The 19,764-nt window shown below is 44.4% G+C and carries 16 protein-coding genes and 1 CRISPR repeat array; of the genes, 12 read left to right on the top strand and 4 right to left on the bottom strand.

All coding sequences use genetic code 11. The annotated features are described in order from the left end of the window. Nucleotides 1-95 precede the first annotated feature (95 nt). Entirely contained in the window at nucleotides 96-1,535 is a 1,440-nt protein-coding gene (locus GOL65_RS06055) for a catalase (RefSeq protein ID WP_179038190.1), read from the bottom strand. A 704-nt stretch (nucleotides 1,536-2,239) separates the two neighbouring features. Between GOL65_RS06055 and GOL65_RS06050 the strand changes: the two genes are divergently transcribed. Beyond that, a complete protein-coding gene (locus GOL65_RS06050; RefSeq protein ID WP_140919311.1) occupies nucleotides 2,240-2,566 on the top strand; it encodes a hypothetical protein in 327 nt (108 codons plus the stop codon). 109 nt (nucleotides 2,567-2,675) lie between these two features. Here the strand turns inward: GOL65_RS06050 and tyrP are convergent, their stop codons facing one another. After that, complete coding sequence (tyrP, locus tag GOL65_RS06045; protein ID WP_140919310.1) at nucleotides 2,676-3,881, bottom strand: tyrosine transporter TyrP; 1,206 nt, start codon at nucleotides 3,879-3,881, stop codon at nucleotides 2,676-2,678. Nucleotides 3,882-4,222: 341 nt separating this feature from the next. On the opposite strand from tyrP, the gene GOL65_RS06040 reads away from it, so the two are divergent. Beyond that, nucleotides 4,223-5,422, top strand: coding sequence for a nicotinamide mononucleotide deamidase-related protein YfaY (locus GOL65_RS06040; RefSeq protein WP_140919309.1), 1,200 nt, complete (start codon nucleotides 4,223-4,225; stop codon nucleotides 5,420-5,422). A 40-nt stretch (nucleotides 5,423-5,462) separates the two neighbouring features. On the opposite strand, the gene hypT is transcribed toward GOL65_RS06040, so the two are convergent. Then, on the bottom strand, nucleotides 5,463-6,371 hold the full coding sequence (hypT, locus tag GOL65_RS06035; protein WP_140919308.1) for a hypochlorite stress DNA-binding transcriptional regulator HypT: 909 nt from the start codon (nucleotides 6,369-6,371) through the stop codon (nucleotides 5,463-5,465). An 834-nt stretch (nucleotides 6,372-7,205) separates the two neighbouring features. On the opposite strand from hypT, the gene cuyB reads away from it, so the two are divergent. The 10 genes from cuyB (at nucleotide 7,206) to cas2e (ending at nucleotide 17,749) form a co-directional block, all read left to right on the top strand. Continuing rightward, the gene (gene cuyB / locus GOL65_RS06030; protein WP_140919307.1) at nucleotides 7,206-7,922 is read left to right on the top strand and encodes a cysteate racemase; all 717 of its coding nucleotides are present in this window, start codon (nucleotides 7,206-7,208) and stop codon (nucleotides 7,920-7,922) included. Nucleotides 7,923-8,036: 114 nt separating this feature from the next. Continuing rightward, nucleotides 8,037-9,338, top strand: coding sequence for an anaerobic C4-dicarboxylate transporter (locus GOL65_RS06025; RefSeq protein WP_140919306.1), 1,302 nt, complete (start codon nucleotides 8,037-8,039; stop codon nucleotides 9,336-9,338). A gap of 178 nt (nucleotides 9,339-9,516) precedes the next feature. Next, the gene (cas3, locus tag GOL65_RS06020) at nucleotides 9,517-12,105 is read left to right on the top strand and encodes a CRISPR-associated helicase Cas3' (RefSeq protein ID WP_140919305.1); all 2,589 of its coding nucleotides are present in this window, start codon (nucleotides 9,517-9,519) and stop codon (nucleotides 12,103-12,105) included. Between the two features lie 7 nt (nucleotides 12,106-12,112). Beyond that, nucleotides 12,113-13,603, top strand: coding sequence for a type I-E CRISPR-associated protein Cse1/CasA (casA, locus tag GOL65_RS06015; protein WP_140919304.1), 1,491 nt, complete (start codon nucleotides 12,113-12,115; stop codon nucleotides 13,601-13,603). Then, entirely contained in the window at nucleotides 13,600-14,145 is a 546-nt protein-coding gene (gene casB / locus GOL65_RS06010) for a type I-E CRISPR-associated protein Cse2/CasB (RefSeq protein WP_140919303.1), read from the top strand. The genes casA and casB overlap by 4 nt, the downstream gene beginning before the upstream one ends. After that, on the top strand, nucleotides 14,142-14,792 hold the full coding sequence (gene cas6e, locus GOL65_RS06005; protein WP_140919302.1) for a type I-E CRISPR-associated protein Cas6/Cse3/CasE: 651 nt from the start codon (nucleotides 14,142-14,144) through the stop codon (nucleotides 14,790-14,792). The genes casB and cas6e overlap by 4 nt, the downstream gene beginning before the upstream one ends. Before the next feature lie 13 nt (nucleotides 14,793-14,805). Beyond that, nucleotides 14,806-15,882 (top strand): type I-E CRISPR-associated protein Cas7/Cse4/CasC, encoded by a 1,077-nt coding sequence (cas7e, locus tag GOL65_RS06000; protein WP_140919301.1) that lies wholly within the window; start codon nucleotides 14,806-14,808, stop codon nucleotides 15,880-15,882. An 8-nt stretch (nucleotides 15,883-15,890) separates the two neighbouring features. Next, nucleotides 15,891-16,604 (top strand): type I-E CRISPR-associated protein Cas5/CasD, encoded by a 714-nt coding sequence (gene cas5e, locus GOL65_RS05995; protein ID WP_140919300.1) that lies wholly within the window; start codon nucleotides 15,891-15,893, stop codon nucleotides 16,602-16,604. A gap of 4 nt (nucleotides 16,605-16,608) precedes the next feature. After that, the gene (gene cas1e, locus GOL65_RS05990; protein ID WP_140919299.1) at nucleotides 16,609-17,484 is read left to right on the top strand and encodes a type I-E CRISPR-associated endonuclease Cas1e; all 876 of its coding nucleotides are present in this window, start codon (nucleotides 16,609-16,611) and stop codon (nucleotides 17,482-17,484) included. Nucleotides 17,485-17,509: 25 nt separating this feature from the next. Further along, a complete protein-coding gene (cas2e, locus tag GOL65_RS05985) occupies nucleotides 17,510-17,749 on the top strand; it encodes a type I-E CRISPR-associated endoribonuclease Cas2e (protein WP_235893736.1) in 240 nt (79 codons plus the stop codon). Between the two features lie 46 nt (nucleotides 17,750-17,795). After that, nucleotides 17,796-18,311: a CRISPR direct-repeat array (repeat unit 28 nt; unit sequence GTCTTCCCCACGCCAGTGGGGGTGTTTC). 284 nt (nucleotides 18,312-18,595) lie between these two features. On the opposite strand, the gene nrdB is transcribed toward cas2e, so the two are convergent. Next, on the bottom strand, nucleotides 18,596-19,732 hold the full coding sequence (gene nrdB / locus GOL65_RS05980; protein ID WP_140919297.1) for a class Ia ribonucleoside-diphosphate reductase subunit beta: 1,137 nt from the start codon (nucleotides 19,730-19,732) through the stop codon (nucleotides 18,596-18,598). Nucleotides 19,733-19,764: the final 32 nt, after the last annotated feature.

Here is a 19,764-nt window from a genome sequence, read left to right as displayed (position 1 = left end):
CTGGTTGATAAAAAAAGCCCCACCATTTGGTGGGACTCTGATCTTCAGGTAAAAATCTACAGATATAAGTTTGCAGATTTTAGCGTCTGGGGAAGTTATTTCATTTTCTTCAACGCTTCAATTACACCATTACCATAGTCAGGGTGAACTTTGGTAAACAGGTCGATTTGACGCTGACGAATGTTTTCCGGAACTTCACAGAGCTCTCCTGCAATACGCTTGAACATACGTTGATGTTCTTCTTTGCTTAGCAGGTTAAACAGGGCGCGTGGTTGGCTGAAGTAATCGTCGTCTTCACGATGGTTCCAGTGGTCAGCTGCACCTTCTAACGTTAGTGGTGGTTCGCTAAAGTTTGGTTGCTCTTTAAATACACCAAAGCTGTTTGGCTCGTAAGTCGCGCCGTTACCGCTGTTGCCATCGATACGCATAGCCCCATCACGATGGTAGTTATGGAACGGGCCGCGAGGGGCGTTAACCGGGATTTGATGATGGTTAATACCTAAACGGTAGCGATGAGCATCACCATAGGAGAACAGACGGCCCTGTAACATTTTATCCGGAGAGAAGCTTACGCCAGGTACTACGTTAGCTGGGTTCATCGCTACTTGCTCAACTTCAGCAAAGTAGTTATCCGGGTTACGGTTCAGTTCCATTACGCCCACTTCAATCAGCGGTGCATCTTTATGTAACCAAACTTTGGTTAAATCAAATGGGTTGTAAGGCAGTTTGGAAATTTCATTTTCCGGAATGATCTGCACAAACAGTTTCCAGCGAGGGAAATTACCAGCAGCAATATTGTCATAAAGATCACGTTGTGAGCTTTCACGATCTTTACCAACCAGTGCTTCGGCTTCTTCATCCATCAGGTTTTCGATACCTTGCTGGCAGCGGAAATGGAATTTAACCCAATAACGTTGGTTATCATCACTAATAAAGCTGAAGGTATGACTACCAAAACCATGCATATTGCGGTAAGACTTCGGTAACCCACGGTCACTGAAGTCAATGGTTAACTGGTGCAGAGATTCAGGTAGTTGAGAGAAGAAGTCCCACTTGTAGGTTGGGTTACGCAGGTTGGTATGTGGATCGCGTTTTACTACGTGGTTTAAGTCCGGGAATTTTAACGGGTCACGCAGGTAGAAGACAGGGGTGTCGTTACCCACCAAATCCCAGTTGCCTTCTTCAGTATAGAATTTGATAGCAAAGCCACGGATATCACGTTCCGCATCTGCCGCGCCGCGTTCACCCGCTACGGTAGAGAAACGTACAAACAGATCGGTTTTTTTACCAATCTCAGAGAAGATTTTTGCCCGGGTATATTTGGTAATGTCATGTGTCACGGTAAAAGTACCGTAAGCACCGGAACCTTTAGCATGCATACGACGCTCAGGAATGACTTCGCGGTCAAAGTGAGCTAGTTTTTCAAGGAACCAGATATCCTGTAACAGCATCGGTCCTCTTGGTCCTGCGGTCATTACATTATTATTATCAACTACCGGCACGCCAGATGCCGTGGTTAGTTTCTTATCGCTCATCACTTTCTCCTGTTAAACATCAAAAAATTATCGTCATACTGACACAGAGCTAAAAACACCACTTCTTGGTTCTATCACTGTTACTAGTACTATTAGTAAGGTTATGAGCCCAATATAGCTAATTGATACTACCTATTATGGTTATCAGTGTAGCCAATATATAAAAGTAGTGAACTTAGCTGGTGTCATAAAGATATCGACAAATGTGCAGCTGGCCTTGCTGTACGGGCAATTTCTCGCCAATGGCGTTTAAAATGGATGGTTTAATGTGTTGTGAACGTTTGTTTTTATAGATGCCGAAAACTAAAAATTATCTTCTGTAAGTTCCTGGCAACGATTGGCATCATCAGGGAGCCAAGCCGCTATGATTAAACCATTGCTGTATTGATTTGGTAAGAGGGTGGTTAGGTATTTATTTGTTTAAAATCAAAATTATGTTAATTAAAGCTGTCAGAGCAAATGTTTTCATTTCAAATATTTTCCTGATGTTATTTTTACCGGTCTCTTTGAGATGAGTGTCCCAAATAATAGATAAAATGAAGCAGTAATCACTGTTTGTTGTTTTATTTCCTATGTGTGTTTAAAAATAAAAATTCTGATTTTACCAATAAGCAATAGAATGGCATTGTTATCCTGTTTACACCGGTTTTAGCGGGTAAGAAAACCGGTGTCAGGTAAATTGATGTTATTGAGGAGGCTTTATTGTGGGCTTACAGGATCATGGACCGGATGCTGAAGTAATTTTCAGATTTAATGGAACAAGGAAAGTACCAGCCTATAGTGGCTATCGACCAGATCATTTAATCAAGGATGACTATCTGACCTGCGGAAAACATGAATATATCGAGCCAGCGCTTGCTATGCCTGATACAGAGATTCTCGGGACTATCACTTTTATGTCGCCTTCCAGCTATCCTCACTGCCTGTGGCCAGGCAAGATAATTACTTTTCAGGAGGGGCCCCATATTGTGGGGACGGTTGAAATTATAAATATCCTGAACCCACTGTTGGATATGCGATTACAGGATTAGCTGCCTACAGGCCGGTTAGCCTATCTACTGTTTAGTTATCATAAGATATAAAAATGGGCCATCAGTATTAACCGATAACCCATTTTCAATAAATTAATCAGTGCTGATATTACGTTTGCGGTAACCAGCCAAACACAATACCAAACTGAATCAGAATAATAGCAAAGCCAAAAGCCAGAGCAAGAAACAGACCTAACGAACCGCCGGGAACACGGTAGCCGCCTTGATTCTGTTTACGGGATTGCATAACCAACATAGCCGGTAACAACAGCGCCAGAATAGAGAGAGCAATAGCCGCATAACCCAGCGCCATAATGAAGCCTTTTTGATAGAACAGGGCAAACATCAGAGGCGGCAGGAAAGTAATCAGCCCGGTTTGCAGGCGACCAGATGTATTGTTGGCACGTTTAAACAGATCTGCCAGATAATCAAACAGCCCAAGAGCAACACCCAGGAAGGACGTCGCCAGCGCCAGAGCAGAGAACAGACGTACCGATATCTCAACGCTTGGGGTGTTTACCACTTCTTTAACGGCTTGCAGTAATCCATTTAAGCCGGATTCGGCGGCGATGATGCCCACAAAGGTACTGGAGCTGATAGCGCCCAGCGTTGCTAACTGCCATAAAATATAGGCAATCAGCGGAATGGCGCTGCCGATAATAAAGATTTTGCGCAGTTTAGCCACATCACCATTCATATATTTAACAATGCTGGGGATACTGCCGTGGAAGCCAAAAGAGGTGAAAATTAACGGAATCGCCGAAATCGCAAGGCCTTGTTCCAGCGGCAATGTGGTCAGGTTAACCGCCTGAACGTGTGGAATCATCAGGGATAGCATGATCACCAGAAACACAATTTTTGCGCTAAACAGAATTCGGTTAATTAAATCAACAGAGTGGGTACCAATACAGACAACTCCACCACCAATAATAGCGAACAGTAGAGGGCCAGAAACCGGAGGAAGATCCAGTCCCATAGAATCTTTCAGGCTAACAAACAGCAGTTCACCACCACCACTGATATAGGCAGCAACTAAGGCATACATCAAAAACAACATGGCGAAACCGGTAAGAAGATGACCTTTGGCTCCGAGATAGCGTTTAGCCAGCGTGCCAAGACCATCATCAAAATGGCTGTGCTGATAAACTTCTACCAGCAGCAACGCGGTGTAACACATCATCATCCATAAGATAACCAACATAGCAAAGGTGACGCCAAAACCGACGCCTGCCGCCGCCAGAGGCATGGCTAACATTCCTGCGCCGATAGTGGTACCGGCAACGATAAATATACTACCCAGAGTGCGATTCCTCACACGGACCTCGATTTCTTTTAGTTATGTTAATCGGTTAGATAAGTGCCAATTGGCTGGCACTTTCTTATTACACAGCCATCAAAAACAGACGATGACCGGAAGACGAAGGTAGGGTATGTGAGATGAATGTGGGTGTCAAACTATTGATACGAGGTGTAATTTTATCTTTACATAAATCAATCGCTTTGGTTTAAATTTACCCAGAGTGCTGATTTTATCATGGTATTCGCCGCAACAATCCCACTATGCTATTTTTAGCTGATAAGCGGGTTCATCAGGCGTAACATAGCCAATATTATTTGCAGAAAATACAAAGAATAACCATAAGCGGGAGTCATCGGATGTTAGTGGTAGAAATGTTAAGTACGGGAGACGAAGTTCTTCATGGGCAGATCGTGGATACTAATGCCGCCTGGCTGGCTGACTGTTTCTTTCAACAGGGGCTGCCGCTCAGTACGCGAACAACGGTGGGTGATAATCTCGATAGTCTGGTCGATGTTTTACTGGAGCGCAGTTTGTATGCTGACGTGCTGATAGTTAACGGAGGGTTGGGGCCAACCAGTGATGACTTGAGTGCGCTGGCTGCGGCTACCGCCGCCGGTGAATCTTTGATTGAGCATCCGGAATGGATTGCCTATATGGAAAGTTATTTTGCCGCCCGGGGTAGGGTGATGTCCGATACTAACCGTAAACAGGCGATGATTCCTGAAAGTGCAGAACTGGTTGATAATCCAGTCGGAACCGCCTGTGGTTTTGCGCTGACGATTAATGATTGTTTGATGTTTTTCACCCCCGGGGTACCGTCAGAATTTAAAGTCATGGTTAACGATCAGATCTTACCGCGTTTACGTCAGCGCTATAGTTTGCCACCATCACCACTCTGTTTGCGTTTAACCAGTTTTGGCCGCACTGAGAGCAGTCTGGCTCAACAATTTGATGTTCTGACTCTGCCGGAAGGTTGCGTAATGGGCTATCGTTCTTCTATGCCCATTATTGAGCTGAAGTTGACCGGACCAGAAAGCCAGCGTCAGGAAATGTTAAGAAACTGGCAGATTGTTAAGCAAGGTATTGAGGAAAACGTGTTGTATGAGGGAACTGAAGGGTTACCGGCTATTATCTCTCGTCAGCTGACGGAACGTGGCTTAAAGGTTGCACTGAACGAGCAATTCAGTGCCGGACTGCTGAGTTGGAATTTGTTTTCAGTTCAGGCTCCAGTGCTTCAGTCTGAAGTTCGGCCCTCAACGGAGGCGCTGAGTCTTGAACAGTTACTGGAAAAAGCAAAACAGATGGCAACACAGCAACAGGCGGATATTAGTATTGCTATCGGAGCTCGCCACGATGAGTGTTTGTCACTGGCATTAGTCACTCCAAATGGCAGCTACGCTCAACGAGTTCGTTATATGCCCCGCAACCATAGTGTTAAAGTTCAGCAGGATGTGAGTGTGACGCTGGCACTGGATATGCTGTCGCGCTGGTTTAACCAACGTAATGTTTTTGGCAGTTATGAGTGGTTGGAACAGGCGGAGACGCTGGCACACTAAATTAGATAATATCCCGCTGTTAAATGTGAGCAGCGGGGATTTATCCGTTATCCAAATTCTTAGGCATATTGTTTTTCAAAATACTCCAGAATAATTCTGCGGTTTTGTTCAGGCGGGTATCCATTCGATATATGTAAGCCTGAATGGGGACGGTGAGTTCAGGCGTATCCAGACATACCAGTTTTTTCTCTTTCAATTCATCTACTACAGAGTAGATAGGCAACCAGGCAATGCCGTGGCCGTCCAACGCCATGTGTTTTAGCAGTTCACTCATAGACGACATAAACAGCGTGCGTGGTGCGATGGCACCCACTTCTCCCAGACGTCGATTGACTAATCGCCCCATATAAGAAGCGCTGGTGTAGTTTAACAACGGCACTTCTGGCTGGTAGATATCAAACAGCGGTTTGCCTTGCGAATCGGCGGCGCAAACTGGATATAATTCGGATTCAAATACTTTCAGGCAGCAAAATGGGGATTGCATCAGGTCTTCATCGTAGAACGAAATAATAAAGTCACTTTTTCCCTCACGCAAAGTATTAACCACCTGAACCACATCGATGGCTTCAACATGATAAACAAACTCACCGCCGTAATCTGACAGAGAATGAACCAGCTTGGGTAGTAGCGTCAGAGACAGAGAATGAGCAGCGGCAATTTTAATATTGGGAATACTTAACAAGTTATGACCGGAAAGCTCACTAAGGTTGCATTCTAACTGTTGAAGCAGACTGCGGGTTTGGGAATGAAATAGCTTTCCCTCTTCCGTTAGCTGAAGTGGTGTTGTGGTGCGATCAAACAACTCGACACCAATAGCGGATTCCAGCGCTTTTATCCGACGACTAAAAGCCGGTTGTGAAATGTTCCGTTGTTCAGCGGCATGAGAAAAATGACGACAGGCTTCGAGGGTTAAAAAGTCATACAACCATTTTGTCTCTATATTTTTCATTTTATCGCCTGCTACATAATTTATTTTTTAATAATTAATGTGTTTTCTTTGTTAATTAAATTCAGTTATTGTTATCAGTAATATGTTTTTTTATTCAAGATATCGTTGTCAGTTCATTATTCCGTTATTGATTACTGGTTATTTTAAATTGTTTAAAAACGAATACATTGGTACCAAAGAATATTCCAACCGTAAATATACTGTGCTCTAATTTACATTGTTCCCGGTCGGTAAACCGTCACTACTTAGCTACAGAGTGCGTCGGGCCTGGTCTTCCTACGGGCAGTTATGAAACACCTAATGGTGTTTCACCCTTCGGGCCAGCGCTAGCGCTGTTCAAACAGGCAAAGCCTGTTTGTCGTTGGCTTACGCCAGGTCGACCCCCACGGAAGCCCCTCCCTCCGATTGACTATTTTAAGGTATAAAACTGCTTCCTCAGGCTTTGTTATCAATCTTAAAATCACCCATGGTTATTTGTATTTTGCATAGCCCCTTCGTTTTTAACATCAGGCTCGATATTGTAATGATATGCATCGCTTCTGATGCTATGGGGTTTTATGTACTTATACTGGCATTAATCGCTAATGTGCGCCATAGCAAAAAACCAAATTGTGATGCTTCTTGATGCAGATTTTGCATCATGCCATACATACTTGCATTTCTCTTATCTGAATACACCTGATAAATATTGTTTATCAAATTCCAGGCTAATGAAATATTAGTCATCAGCATAAAAGATAAATAACAGTTAATAACGTTAAATATTATGAGTAATAACTGATTTAGTCATGATTACTCGTAGTAATTAATTAAAGTTATTAAGGGGTGTTCATTGTGAAAGGTTTAATTGGTGTATTAGGTGGAATGGGTCCTGCTGCCACTGTAGATTTATTTAATAAGTTTGTTACTTATACGGCAGCGCATAACGATCAGGAGCATATTCCATTAATTATCTCTTCTATTCCTGATATTCCGGATCGAACCGAAGCATTAATGCACCATGGAAAATCACCCCTTCCGGTAATGCAGGATTATTTGAAAAAGCTGGAGGATGCAGGGGCTGAATGCATTGTTATTCCTTGTAATACAGCACATTACTGGTTTTCTGAGTTAAAAGATGCTTGTCATGTGGATATGCTAAGTATCGTTGAAACCACCATGAAAGAAGTTATTGCCTCAGGTAAAAGAAAGGTAGGGTTGCTGGCAACTAATGCGACTTTGTATATGGGGTTATATCAAAAAAGTATTGAAGAACTGGGTTTTGAATGTATCAGGCCAGATGAAAACAGCCAAACTAAAGTGATGGAAAGTATTTATGCTTTAAAGTCAGGAGATAATCAATTAGCCGAATATTTAATGAAAGAACAAGCAGAACAGTTATTTAATCAAGGAGCTGAGATAATTGTTCTTGGTTGTACAGAAGTGCCGGTAATACTCGCAGATGAAGTAAGAAATAATCCAAATAAATATATTGATTCAACAGGGTCGTTAGTGCGTGCCGGAATTAAATGGTACGAAAATCGTGTGGGTAAAAATAACTTATTAATTTAATAATAACTGATTAATTAATCATATTGTCGGCCTGGTAAATAATGTCGACAAAATAATAACACATCGAATTATTTATAATTATCAATGGCAAGTAATTGTCTATTGGAGCCTGTTATGGTTTGGTTAGAAATTATTGTGGTATTAGGTGCGATATTTTTTGGTATTCGCATGGGTGGAATTGGTATTGGGCTGTGTGGAGGCCTGGGATTAGCCATATTAACCTTAGGTTTTGGATTATCGATCGGTTCACCACCGGTTGACGTTATTCTGATTATTATGACCGTGGTAGTGGCCGCTTCTGCACTGCAGGCCGCAGGCGGTATGGATTATTTAGTTCGGGTTGCCGGGGCATTTATGCGACGCAATCCTAAATATATCAATATTATCGCTCCAATAATTACCTGGACCATGACCATTATGGCAGGGACAGGATTTATTGTTTTCTCAACTTTACCGGTTATTGCCGAGGTAGCGAAAGAGTCCGGTATTCGTCCTTCCAGAACGTTAGCCGGTTCTGTGGTGGCTTCTCAGATAGCGATTTCCGGTTCACCAATCAGTGCGGCAATGGCGGCAATGCTGACCATTATGGAAGGTAACGGTATTACTTTTATTCAGGTAATGGCGGTATGTTTACCCGCATCATTTGTGGCAGCAATGGTGGCGGCTTTTATTGCTTCTCGTCAGGGCTGTGAACTGGAAGACGATGAAGTTTATCTGGAACGCCTGCAGCAAGGGCTGGTACGTAAATACGAAGAGAAGAAAGGGGAAGATACCAAGGGCGCAAAACTGTCCGTTGGTCTGTTCCTGCTGGCAACGATAGCTATTGTTATTCTGGCGGCGTTCCCACAACTGCGTCCGGGGTTCGATATCGGTAAACCGATGGGAACAAGAGACATTATTATCATCTGTATGATGAGCGCTGCCTGTCTGATGGTAGTCTTTTGTAAAACCTCAACCACTTCGATTGTTTTGGCACCGACCTTTAGAGCAGGCATGAGCTCGGTAGCGGTTATTCTCGGTATTGTTACGTTGGGAACCACCTTCGTGGATGCCCATATGGTACAAATCAAGGAGATTGCTGGTGATGTGTTGGCTCAATATCCAATGTTGTTGGCATTAGTACTCTTTGGTACCTGTGCATTGCTTTATTCTCAAGGGGCGACCACGCCACTGATTATTCCACTGGCGGTGGCATTGGGTGTTCCCACCTGGGCTATTCTTGCATCTTATGTGGCGGTTACCGGGGTATTCGTATTACCGACATATCCAACTTCACTGGCAGCAATGGAGTTTGATACTACCGGTACAACCCGGGTCGGCAAATATGTACTAAACCACCCATTTATGCTGCCGGGGCTGGGTGGTATTGTTGCAGGTGTCGCCTTTGGCTTTATGCTGGCACCGATGGTGGTATAACCAATAAATCTTCTGGTTGTATCCAATTGAATTTAAAACACCGTTTAACAACGGTGTTTTTTTTATAATAAAGCGTGTTTTTGTTTTGTTAATTGTGTGATGAATTTAACAGTTTACTTCATCACAAACCGAATATCCTTTACAAGATTTGACGTCTTGATAATTAAAAGGATATTTGATGAGGATCCCGCGTAATAGCAATGCCATAATCAGTATTCCTTATATCAGATGTCCGGCTAAAACCAGAAAAACACCTGATGGAAAAACGATTCTTGGTCGTGATGTATATACTCATTGTTTGATTGTTGGAAATGTTGCCAGGAAGCTAATGGCGTATTATCCCGTTGCTTTACGTGATGTTTTGTTTCCAGAAGGTAGTGAACTGGTTTCTGCCGCACATGATGTGGGTAAAGTGTCGCCAACGTTCGTAGAAAAAATATTTCGAGCCACCGATAGTTATTTGCCCAATTCTCACCCGGCATTACAGTACGTCAATCCTCAGCATGAGGAGCAATGGAAAGGTCATGCAGGTGTTAGCCAGGTTACGCTTAAAGCCTTAAATCTGGCACCTCTGGTAGCTGAAATTGCAGGTCAACATCACGGATTCAGTCCCACAGTTGCACAATACACTGCTAGCGATGAAATTTTTGGTGCGCAACCCTGGCAAGAAGAACGGGTTCATTTGCTTAACGCACTAAAAACTAATCTACAGAGTAATTGGCCAGAAAAAGTAACTCCAGCACAGGCCAGAATAGTTGCGGGGTTAACTTCTGTGGCTGACTGGATTGGTTCCAGTGAGTATTTTGACGATCCCGAAGTAGCGTGGGAGCCATTGATTGATATCACACTGTCTGATGCTGGTTTTATTACATCTAAATTTAAGAACGATCTCAGTTTTCAACAGGTGTTTGGTTTCTCTGCGCGTCAAATACAACAGCAATTTATTGAATCCATTTCTGGTCCTGGTGTTTATGTATTAGAAGCCCCTATGGGACTAGGCAAAACTGAAGCAGCGTTGTATGCTGCTTATCAGATGATGCAGACCGGACAGGCTTCAGGCATCTATTTTGCTCTGCCCACACAGCTGACCTCGAATAAAATCTACGATCGTTTCAATCACTTTTTACAAACCGTTTTGGACGATTCGTGTCCGCAGCGTCAGGCTTTGTTGCTACACGGACAGGCATGGTTAACTCAAACTATATTGGGTGAAGAGGGCGATCTTGGGCGGTCATGGTTTGAATGTAAAAAGCGCGGGTTACTGGCACCGTTTGCCGTAGGTACACTCGATCAGGCACTGATGGCGGCGATGCACGTTAAACATGGTTTTGTTCGGGCGTTTGGTCTGGCGGGTAAAGTAGTCATTCTGGACGAGGTGCATAGTTATGATATCTACACCGGTACCATTATGCAGGCGTTGGTCAAGCTACTGCGAGATATGCACTGTACCGTCATTATTCTTAGCGCCACCCTTAGTCGAGCACGTAGATCTGAACTACTGCCTGACCATGAGCTATACAGTGATGCCTATCCGTTAATCACGGCAGTGCCGACGACTACCAATATTGCAACAGAAATCCCCGCATCGCCACCCCAACCACAATCCATTGCGATTAAATTCTCTTCTGATTCTCAAGCAATTGAGGAGGCTCTAAGCCGGGCAGAGGAAGGGCAGCAAGTCTTGTGGATAGAAAATACCGTTGCTGATGCGCAAGAGCGTTATTTGGATCTGGCGGCTAATGCGGCTGAGATGGGTATTGCCTGTGGTTTGCTTCACTCTCGCTATCATGTTCAGGGCCGTCAGATGAACGAAGCGAAGTGGGTAAAATTGTTTGGCAAAGAGGATCATCTGACCCGTCAGCAGCAGGGCAGAATTCTGGTGGGCACTCAGGTGTTGGAGCAATCGCTGGATATTGATGCCGATTTTTTGATAACCCGTTTTTGCCCGACGGATATGTTATTACAGCGTTTTGGGCGCCTATGGCGTCATGTCACAACCCCCCGCCCTTTTACTGCTCGCTGTGAAGTATGGATTGTTGCGCCTGAATTGAGTGTTGCGATTCAACAGCCTCAGCAACAGTTTGGTGCTAGTTCGGCAGTATATGCCCCCTATATATTATGCCGAAGTTTAGAAGTTTGGCATCAGCGTCAACAAGTGACGTTGCCTGATGACATTCGTCCATTAATCGAAGCGACCTACTGTATCCGAGAAGAACAGAGTGAAATGAATAAATGGTTGTACCAGCTTGATGAAGGCGACCGGCAACGTAAGGGCCGAAAAGTGTTACGGCAACTGGCTAATCTGACTTTGTCTCAGGCGGGTTCCACTTTGCCAGAAGAGGTGGCAACGCGTTATAGCGAACGTGAAACCATTGATCTATTACTGCTACGCGCAATTATCCCTCAGCCGCAACAACAAACAACCAGCCTGACATTAATGAATGGTGAAACCGTGTTGATTCCACAGTACAGCCATCAACTATCAAAAAGGGCATGGCGACAAATCAGTGCCAAGCTCACTGAACAAATGGTGCGTGTGCCGATAGATACGGTGCCAGAAAAACTGCCGCGTCGTTGGTTGATCCACATTGGTTTAGATCACTGCCTATATGTGGGAGATCGTGATGATGACAAAGCCAAACTACGAATTGCACTGGTGGATGACTGTGGCGATCTTTTTGGCTGGCAAGGGACTCAGTTACATCCTGACGGCGTTTTGCAATACCGTGACGACTTAGGGTTTCGCATTATAAAACATAAGGGATAATTACCTGATGGAAAAATATTTTAACCTTGTTGATGAACCGTGGATCCCGGTGGTAGATGTAGGTAATGTCAGCCTTCGGCAGCTGTTCAGCCAGCCAGAATATCGGGCATTAGGGGGAACACCAGTACAAAAAATTGCTTTAATGAAATTGCTGTTAGCTATAGCGCAAGCAGCGGCTACGCCAGATGACGACGATGCATGGCAGCAGATAGGTTGGCAGGGTATGAGTGAACGGTGTCTGAATTATTTAACTCAGTGGCACGATCGATTTTGGCTATATGGCGATCTTCCTTTTCTGCAAATGCCGGCAATTTGTTGGGCTGAAATTAAACCCTATGGCGCAGTATTACCTGAAGTCTCTACAGGTAATACCACCGTGCTTAGCCAATGGCAGATGGAAAAATCGCTCAGTGATGCTCAAAAAGCGTTATTAATTGTTACTCTGATGAGTTTTGCCTTGGGTGGAAAGAAAACGGATAACAGCGTAGTACTTAGTGAAGGTTATTACGGTAAAAGCAACGAAAAAGGTAAACCTAAAACCGGTAGCCCTGGCCCGTCAGTTGCACATATGGGGTTATTGCATAGCTTCTGTTTGGGTGAACACTTATTACAAAGCCTGTGGTTGAATCTGTTAACCCAAGTGGACGTTGCTGGTATGACAATGTTTTCAGGGGGATTAGGCACGCCACCGTGGGAGCGAATGCCAGAGGGAGAGGATTGCGCCGTAGCCGGTAAGCTAAAGCAAACCCTGATGGGGCGATTAATCCCTGTCGCCCGTTTTTGCCTGTTGACTGATGCTGGGTTGCATTATTCCGAAGGAGTATCCCATTTGGGTTATAAAGAGGGGATGTGGGATCCAACTGTTGCTGTTAATACTGGTGGTAAAGAGTTCAAAGCGATATGGGTAGAAACCGATCGCCGCCCGTGGCGTCAGCTCACGTCTTTACTGAGTTTTATTGGTCATGATAAAGGGGGCGCTGAATGTTATCAACTGAGATTGGCTGTTCCTCGTGCTCGTCATCATACGCCAACTTTTGCTATTTGGAGTGGTGGTATGCGGGTTAGTAGTAACGCAGGTGAACAATATGTTTCTGGTAGTGATGATATGGTGGAGTCAGAAATTTGGCTAATCAGCAGCCAGATGGGAGCTGATTGGTTTGCTGAATTAAAACGACAGGTTAGTAATTTAGAGAGCATGGCTAAATCACTATACGGTGCTTGTAGCGGTTATTTTAAGTCACAAAATATGGACGGAAGTAATTTCGCGGCTCAAACCACAGGTCTATTTTGGCAACTCTGTGAGCACAATTTTTCTGCCTTAGTGGTTGCCTGTGGCAGTCGAGATCCTACTCAAACTTTACCTCTGCGTCGATGTTTTATTGATTATGCTCAGCAAGCCTATAACCAGTACTGCCCAAACGAAACCGCCCGACAAATTGATGCTTGGGCAAAACATCGCCCATGCCTGAACAAATATCTTCAACAGGAGGTTCAATGATCGTATCTGATTCAGTTGCCGATAAAGCGGTGCGGCAAGATCAAGCCAGCCAATTCATCAGTTACATTTTACAACGTTGTAATGATAATAAAGGCTTTGCTGCCCGCCTGCGGCGAGCGGATAACCCCGCAACTGAATACCAGTGCTGGGAGCTTTTAGCTGCATTTAATATTAATTTGGAATGGGAAAACCAGCGGTTGCCCTATACCACGGTAGCTGCTGCCGTTGCAAAAGCACAGATTGGTCAAAATGGTTCGCTTAGCTTAGGAAGAGCAATCGCAGCCTGTTATGACGATGGCAACGAAAGTAATCAGGCAAAAGCGAAACTGCGTCGCGTACTGGCCTGTGATAGTACTCAAGAACTATGTCGAATTTTACGACCTCTGTTAACTATGATTAGCAGCAAAGCGGGTCAGTCTCTGGATTACAGCCGCTTATTACAACAATTATTGAAGTTTCATTGGGATACTCAGAAGATTAAGACTCAGTGGGCGCAGGAGTTCTACGGTGGCATAGCTTTAGATCAAGCGGAGGTGAAATGAATCCTTCTCTTTTTGCCAGCGTGTTGCAACTTGATCGTCAGGCAATTCGTGGGCTGCGCGTTACTGATGCCTATTCCCTGCATAGGGTGGTTTATAGCCTGTTTACTGATATTCGAACCGATCGGCAAAAGCAAGCCAGTACCGCCAGCGGTATTGTCTATGCCGATAAAGGGGGTAACAGCTTGCATCGCCAAATTTTGCTGCTTTCAGATCGCCCACCTGCAACGAAAACGCCAGAAGGTTATGGAGCTGTAGAAACTAAACCGCTACCAATGGGTTTTCTAAACCATTCTCATTACCGATTTCAGGTTATTGTTAACCCCACGCGGCGCGATGCTAAATCCCATAAATTAATAGCGGTACGTGGACGTGAAGCAGTGGCGCAGTGGTTTAGTGAACGGGCACCGCTTAGCTGGGGATTTCATGTCATTCCTCATGCTTTGCAGGTTAACCAAATAAATGTGCTGAACTTTAGTGATAAACAGCAAAACCCAGTGACGCTGGCGCAGGCTCATCTACAGGGTATTTTGCAGGTGACCGACCTGGTTAAGTTTAGCCATAGCTTTTCTCGTGGCATTGGACGTGGACGCACCTTTGGCTGTGGCTTATTGCAAATCTCCCCACATATAGACGCTATTTTTGAATAATTAAGGAATGATCATGAGCAACTGTTTGAATAGCATTCGTATTGAATACCATATTTTACAATCGTTTCCGGTGACCTGTCTGAACCGTGATGACGTTGGTGCCCCCAAAACGGCCTTAGTGGGCGGGGTTACTCGTGCGCGAGTGAGTTCACAATGTTGGAAACGACAGGTGCGTTTGGCATTGTCAGAGTTGGGCGTTAAGCTGGGTACTCGCACCAAAAAAGTGGCGGAATTTATTGCAGAAGCCTGCCGTAAGATGGGTGCTAATGAAGAAATGGCGTTAGCCTGTAGTGAGAAAATAGCAGCTTATCTGAGTGATGACACACTGTTATTTATCAGCGCAGATGAAGCTCGCTGTTTAGCTGAATATGCTAAAGAACAGGCTTTTGATGTAGAGAAGATTAAAGAGAAAGAACTGGCTAAAGTCGCTAAAAAAGCAATTACACCCGCACTTGATGCGTTGGATATTGCTCTATTTGGCCGTATGGTGGCAAAAACGGCAGAGTTAAACGTCGAGGCTGCTGCCTCATTTTCGCATGCCATTTCTACCCATAAAGTCAGTAATGAAGTGGAGTTTTTTACTGCACTAGATGATCTTGAGCAAACACAACGCTCTGCGCATATGGGTAGTTTAGAGTTTAATGCCGCAACCTATTATCGTTATATCAGTCTGGATATCGGGCAACTGGCACAGACACTCAGTACGAAAGAATTACAAATTGCAGTGAAGGCTTTTACTCAGGCGCTATTTCTGGCTGTACCCAGTGCCCGTCAGACCACCATGTCGGGTGCCAGCCCTTGGGATTTTGCACGCGTATTCGTTCGTAAAGGGCAACGTTTACAGGTTCCTTTTGAATCAGCAGTTAAAGCGGAAAATGGCAGCTACCTGCAACCAAGTATTGTTGCAATGAAAAGTTGGTTAGATAAAAAAGAAAAACTTTCTGGTTCACTGTTTGGCAAAATTACCAGTTTTGACTGGGGTGAGGATGATAATTTCAGCATTGACGATCTTATCAATAAACTGACAAATACACTCACCGATCAACGAGTAGAAATGACAACACAAGTTCTACAACCAGAACTGGGATGAGGTGAATTATGACAGCACCTTATTTGTTGCTCTGGTTGGAGGCACCGCTCCAGGCATGGGGTAACGATTCTAAATTTGGTCGACGTGATACCTTAACCTTTCCAACCAAATCCGGTGTACTGGGTTTGATCTGCTGTGCACTCGGGGCGGGTGGTGAACAGAGGGAATTGCTATCTGAATTGTCTGAGGGCGATATGCAGATTGTTGCTTTTGGACGAAAAAATAGTAAAGAAGATCGTGCGGTTCGCCAACCCCTGTTGATGGATTTTCAGATGGTGGGGAGTGGCTATGATGATAGCGATCCGTGGCAATCGTTACTTATTCCGAAAACCAGCGAAGGTAAAAAAGCGGTCGGAGGAGGAACAAAACTCACTTACCGCTATTACGTGCAGGACATGGTTTTTGCAGTGTTGTTACAGGTACCGGAACGTCATTGTGCCAATATTGTGCAGCATCTGATAGCTCCGGTTTGGGATCTTTATTTGGGGCGCAAATGCTGTGCACCCACAGAGATAATTTATCAGGGAACGTTTGAGAGTGCGCAGGTTGCAGGAGAAAAAGCGGTAGCGTTAGCCACAGAAAAACAACGTCTGTTCAGTTTTAGAGTATTACAAGGTGAGTATGAGGGAGAGGTTATTACGCTAAATGATGTTCCCCTATGCTTTGGTACTCAGAAACAGTATCGGGATCGACGTGTCACTTTACAGGATTGGCAGGAGTAACTCAGTGGCTCAGGGAACCCGGCTGTTTGTAAAAATAACACGAGACTCATTACCTCAAGTGAAAGATAAGTACCCTTTTATCTATCTGGAACGTGGGCGACTGGAAATTGATGATAGCAGCGTGAAATGGGTTGATTCAGAAGGTAATGTTGTTCCGTTACCGGTGGCTACGCTGAATACGCTGTTGCTTGGGCCAGGAACTTCAGTAACTCACGATGCGATTAAAACCACTGTGGCAGCCAATTGTTCGGTGTGTTGGGTGGGAGAAGATAGCCTGTTGTTTTATGCAGCAGGGTTTCTGCCGACGGCTGATACTCGTAATTTGAAACGGCAAATTCAACTTGCCGCTAACGATAAGTTATCTCTTGATGTTGCCCGTAAGATGTATGCAATGCGTTTTTCTGATGCAGATTTAACTGATAAACCATTAAAAGAAATGATGGGCATGGAAGGGTATCGGGTTCGTGCGTTATATCAGCAAAAAGCGGAAGAATACGGGATTAATTGGAAAGGCCGTAACTTTACACCCGGTAAGTTTACCTTAAGCGATATGACTAATCAGGTGCTCACTGCCTGTAATTCAGCTTTGTACGGTATTCTCTGTTCTGCTATCCACGCAATGGGCTTTTCTCCTCATATTGGGTTTATTCATTCCGGAAGCCCACTACCGTTTGTTTATGACATGGCAGATTTATACAAAGAATCATTGTGTATTGATTTGGCATTTAGTCTTACTCGCGATATGGCGGGGAGTTATAACAAACAAAAGGTTTCTTCTTCGTTTCGTCAACGAGTTATTGAGATGGATCTGTTGGCGAGAGTTTCCAATGACATAACCACTTTGATGGGATTAAAGGATGCTCGTCGTAATCGCGAATGATCTACCTCCTGCAGTTCGGGGACGAATGAAACTTTGGTTTGTTGAACCCAAACCAAATGTTTTCGTTTCTGGTCTTAAGGATTCAGTCGCGATTAAAGTGACCGAATATCTGGTTGAGTACTGTCCGCCAGATGCTGGCGTTATTATCTTTCGCTCTCTACCTACACCTCCGGGATACAGCATTCGCATTATCGGTGCCACCAAAAAGCAACAGACAGAAATATCTGGTTTGCAGTTGGTATTCGAAACGTTGAGTCAACTCTAACCACAACATAGAGGTGACATACGTGGTTCTTTTACAATATATTGGTGTCTTCCCCACGCCAGTGGGGGTGTTTCTCTGACGGTCAGTGGGAGCCTCGACCTCAGCGGGTCTTCCCCACGCCAGTGGGGGTGTTTCAGGGCGACGGGCACGAAGTTGGCACTGGCGGCGGTCTTCCCCACGCCAGTGGGGGTGTTTCCAAAAATTTACCGGTTCGTTTGTGGTGTGAAGCGTCTTCCCCACGCCAGTGGGGGTGTTTCTTGATGTTAGCATGATTGTACAGTGATTCCCACGTCTTCCCCACGCCAGTGGGGGTGTTTCCCAAAAACGGACAAGAAAATATTGCCCGTACATGTCTTCCCCACGCCAGTGGGGGTGTTTCTTCTGTTAAATTTGCAGATATGTGTGTTGCGTTGTCTTCCCCACGCCAGTGGGGGTGTTTCAGAATAAACGGTTTACAATTGTTACGCGACAGAGTCTTCCCCACGCGAGTGGGGGTGTTTCTTATTACTAATGCAAGACGCAAGTACACGCAATGTCTTCCCCACGCCAGTGAGGGTGTTTCCATGCAGACGGATAATGGGCAGGGTTTTAAGTGGTCTTCCTCATGCCAGTGGGGTGTTTTTGTAGTATTAACGAACTATGAGCCTGATATGTAACAGATGTCTTGCATATGGTATCACTGATAAATATATGAGAGGAGTTATGTCTGGAATCGAATGGTAATAAAAATCATATTTTTATTTAATTTTTATAAATCAATATGTTATTTTAAATTTTCGATAAAGGAGAGATAAATAATGAGGCTGGCTTGTGATAATCCAGCCTCATGCAAACATAACAAAATACTTAAAGCTCAAAATCACTTAAATCGTCAGCATTAACTTCAGAGTCAATCTGACCAACCAGATAAGAACTCACTTCAACTTCCTGAGGTGCTACCTGAACGTTGTCAGAAACTAACCAGGCGTTAATCCACGGAATTGGGTTGGAGCGGGTTTCAAACGGTAGCGTCAAACCAACTGCCTGCATACGGATGTTGGTAATATACTCCACATACTGGCAAAGAATATCTTTGTTCAGGCCAATCATAGAACCATCACGGAACAGATAGTCTGCCCACTCTTTTTCCTGTTGAGCTGCCAGAACAAACAGGTCATAGCATTGTTGTTCGCACTCTTTGGCAATCTCTACCATTTCCGGATCGTCATTACCGGCACGCATCAAATTGATCATATGTTGAGTGCCGGTCAGATGTAGTGCTTCGTCGCGGGCAATCAGTTTGATAATTTTGGCGTTACCTTCCATTAGTTCACGTTCAGCGAAGGCAAATGAGCAGGCAAAGCTAACGTAGAAACGAATGGCTTCCAGGGCATTTACGCTCATCAGACAGAGATAAAGCTGCTTTTTCAATGCACGTAAATTAATAGTGACCGATTTACCATTGACCTGATGGGTACCTTCTCCCAGCAGATGATAGTAATTACTCATGGTAATCAGATCATCGTAATAGCCGGAAATATCTTTAGCGCGCTTCAGGATCTCTTCGTTAGAAACGATGTCATCAAACACAATCGCCGGGTCATTAACGATATTACGGATAATGTGCGTGTAAGAGCGTGAGTGAATGGTTTCAGAGAAAGACCAGGTTTCTACCCAGGTTTCCAGCTCAGGAATCGAAATCAGCGGCAGGAAGGCTACGTTAGGGCTGCGGCCCTGAATAGAATCCAGCAGAGTTTGATATTTCAGATTACTGATAAAAATATGTTTTTCGTGATCGGGCAGCACCTGATAGTCAATACGATCGCGGGAAACATCAACTTCTTCAGGACGCCAGAAGAAAGAGAGCTGCTTCTCGATCAGCTTTTCAAATAGCTCATGTTTTTGCTGGTCATAACGTGCAACGTTAACCGGTTGGCCAAAGAACATGGGTTCTTTTAGCTGATCGTTCTTAGTCTGTGAGAACGTAGTATAGGTATGAGGCATAATATATCCCTGTGATAGGGGGCAATTGCCCC

It is taken from the genome of Limnobaculum xujianqingii, assembly GCF_013394855.1.
Taxonomy (GTDB): Bacteria; Pseudomonadota; Gammaproteobacteria; order Enterobacterales; family Enterobacteriaceae; genus Limnobaculum; species Limnobaculum xujianqingii.
The sequence above is the reverse complement of the archived record's forward strand: the minus strand, read 5'-3'. Positions and strand labels throughout refer to the sequence as shown.

What these genes read in the sequence shown, in the direction of transcription:
- cas6e (WP_140919302.1), top strand. Translation starts at nt 14,142, where the DNA reads ATGAATCCTTCTCTTTTTGCCAGCGTGTTGCAACTTGATCGTCAGGCA.
- GOL65_RS06025 (WP_140919306.1), top strand. Translation starts at nt 8,037, where the DNA reads ATGGTTTGGTTAGAAATTATTGTGGTATTAGGTGCGATATTTTTTGGT.
- GOL65_RS06040 (WP_140919309.1), top strand. Translation starts at nt 4,223, where the DNA reads ATGTTAGTGGTAGAAATGTTAAGTACGGGAGACGAAGTTCTTCATGGG.
- cas7e (WP_140919301.1), top strand. Translation starts at nt 14,806, where the DNA reads ATGAGCAACTGTTTGAATAGCATTCGTATTGAATACCATATTTTACAA.
- cas3 (WP_140919305.1), top strand. Translation starts at nt 9,517, where the DNA reads ATGAGGATCCCGCGTAATAGCAATGCCATAATCAGTATTCCTTATATC.
- GOL65_RS06055 (WP_179038190.1), bottom strand. Translation starts at nt 1,535, where the DNA reads ATGAGCGATAAGAAACTAACCACGGCATCTGGCGTGCCGGTAGTTGAT.
- casB (WP_140919303.1), top strand. Translation starts at nt 13,600, where the DNA reads ATGATCGTATCTGATTCAGTTGCCGATAAAGCGGTGCGGCAAGATCAA.
- nrdB (WP_140919297.1), bottom strand. Translation starts at nt 19,732, where the DNA reads ATGCCTCATACCTATACTACGTTCTCACAGACTAAGAACGATCAGCTA.
- casA (WP_140919304.1), top strand. Translation starts at nt 12,113, where the DNA reads ATGGAAAAATATTTTAACCTTGTTGATGAACCGTGGATCCCGGTGGTA.
- cas2e (WP_235893736.1), top strand. Translation starts at nt 17,510, where the DNA reads ATGAAACTTTGGTTTGTTGAACCCAAACCAAATGTTTTCGTTTCTGGT.
- hypT (WP_140919308.1), bottom strand. Translation starts at nt 6,371, where the DNA reads ATGAAAAATATAGAGACAAAATGGTTGTATGACTTTTTAACCCTCGAA.
- cas5e (WP_140919300.1), top strand. Translation starts at nt 15,891, where the DNA reads ATGACAGCACCTTATTTGTTGCTCTGGTTGGAGGCACCGCTCCAGGCA.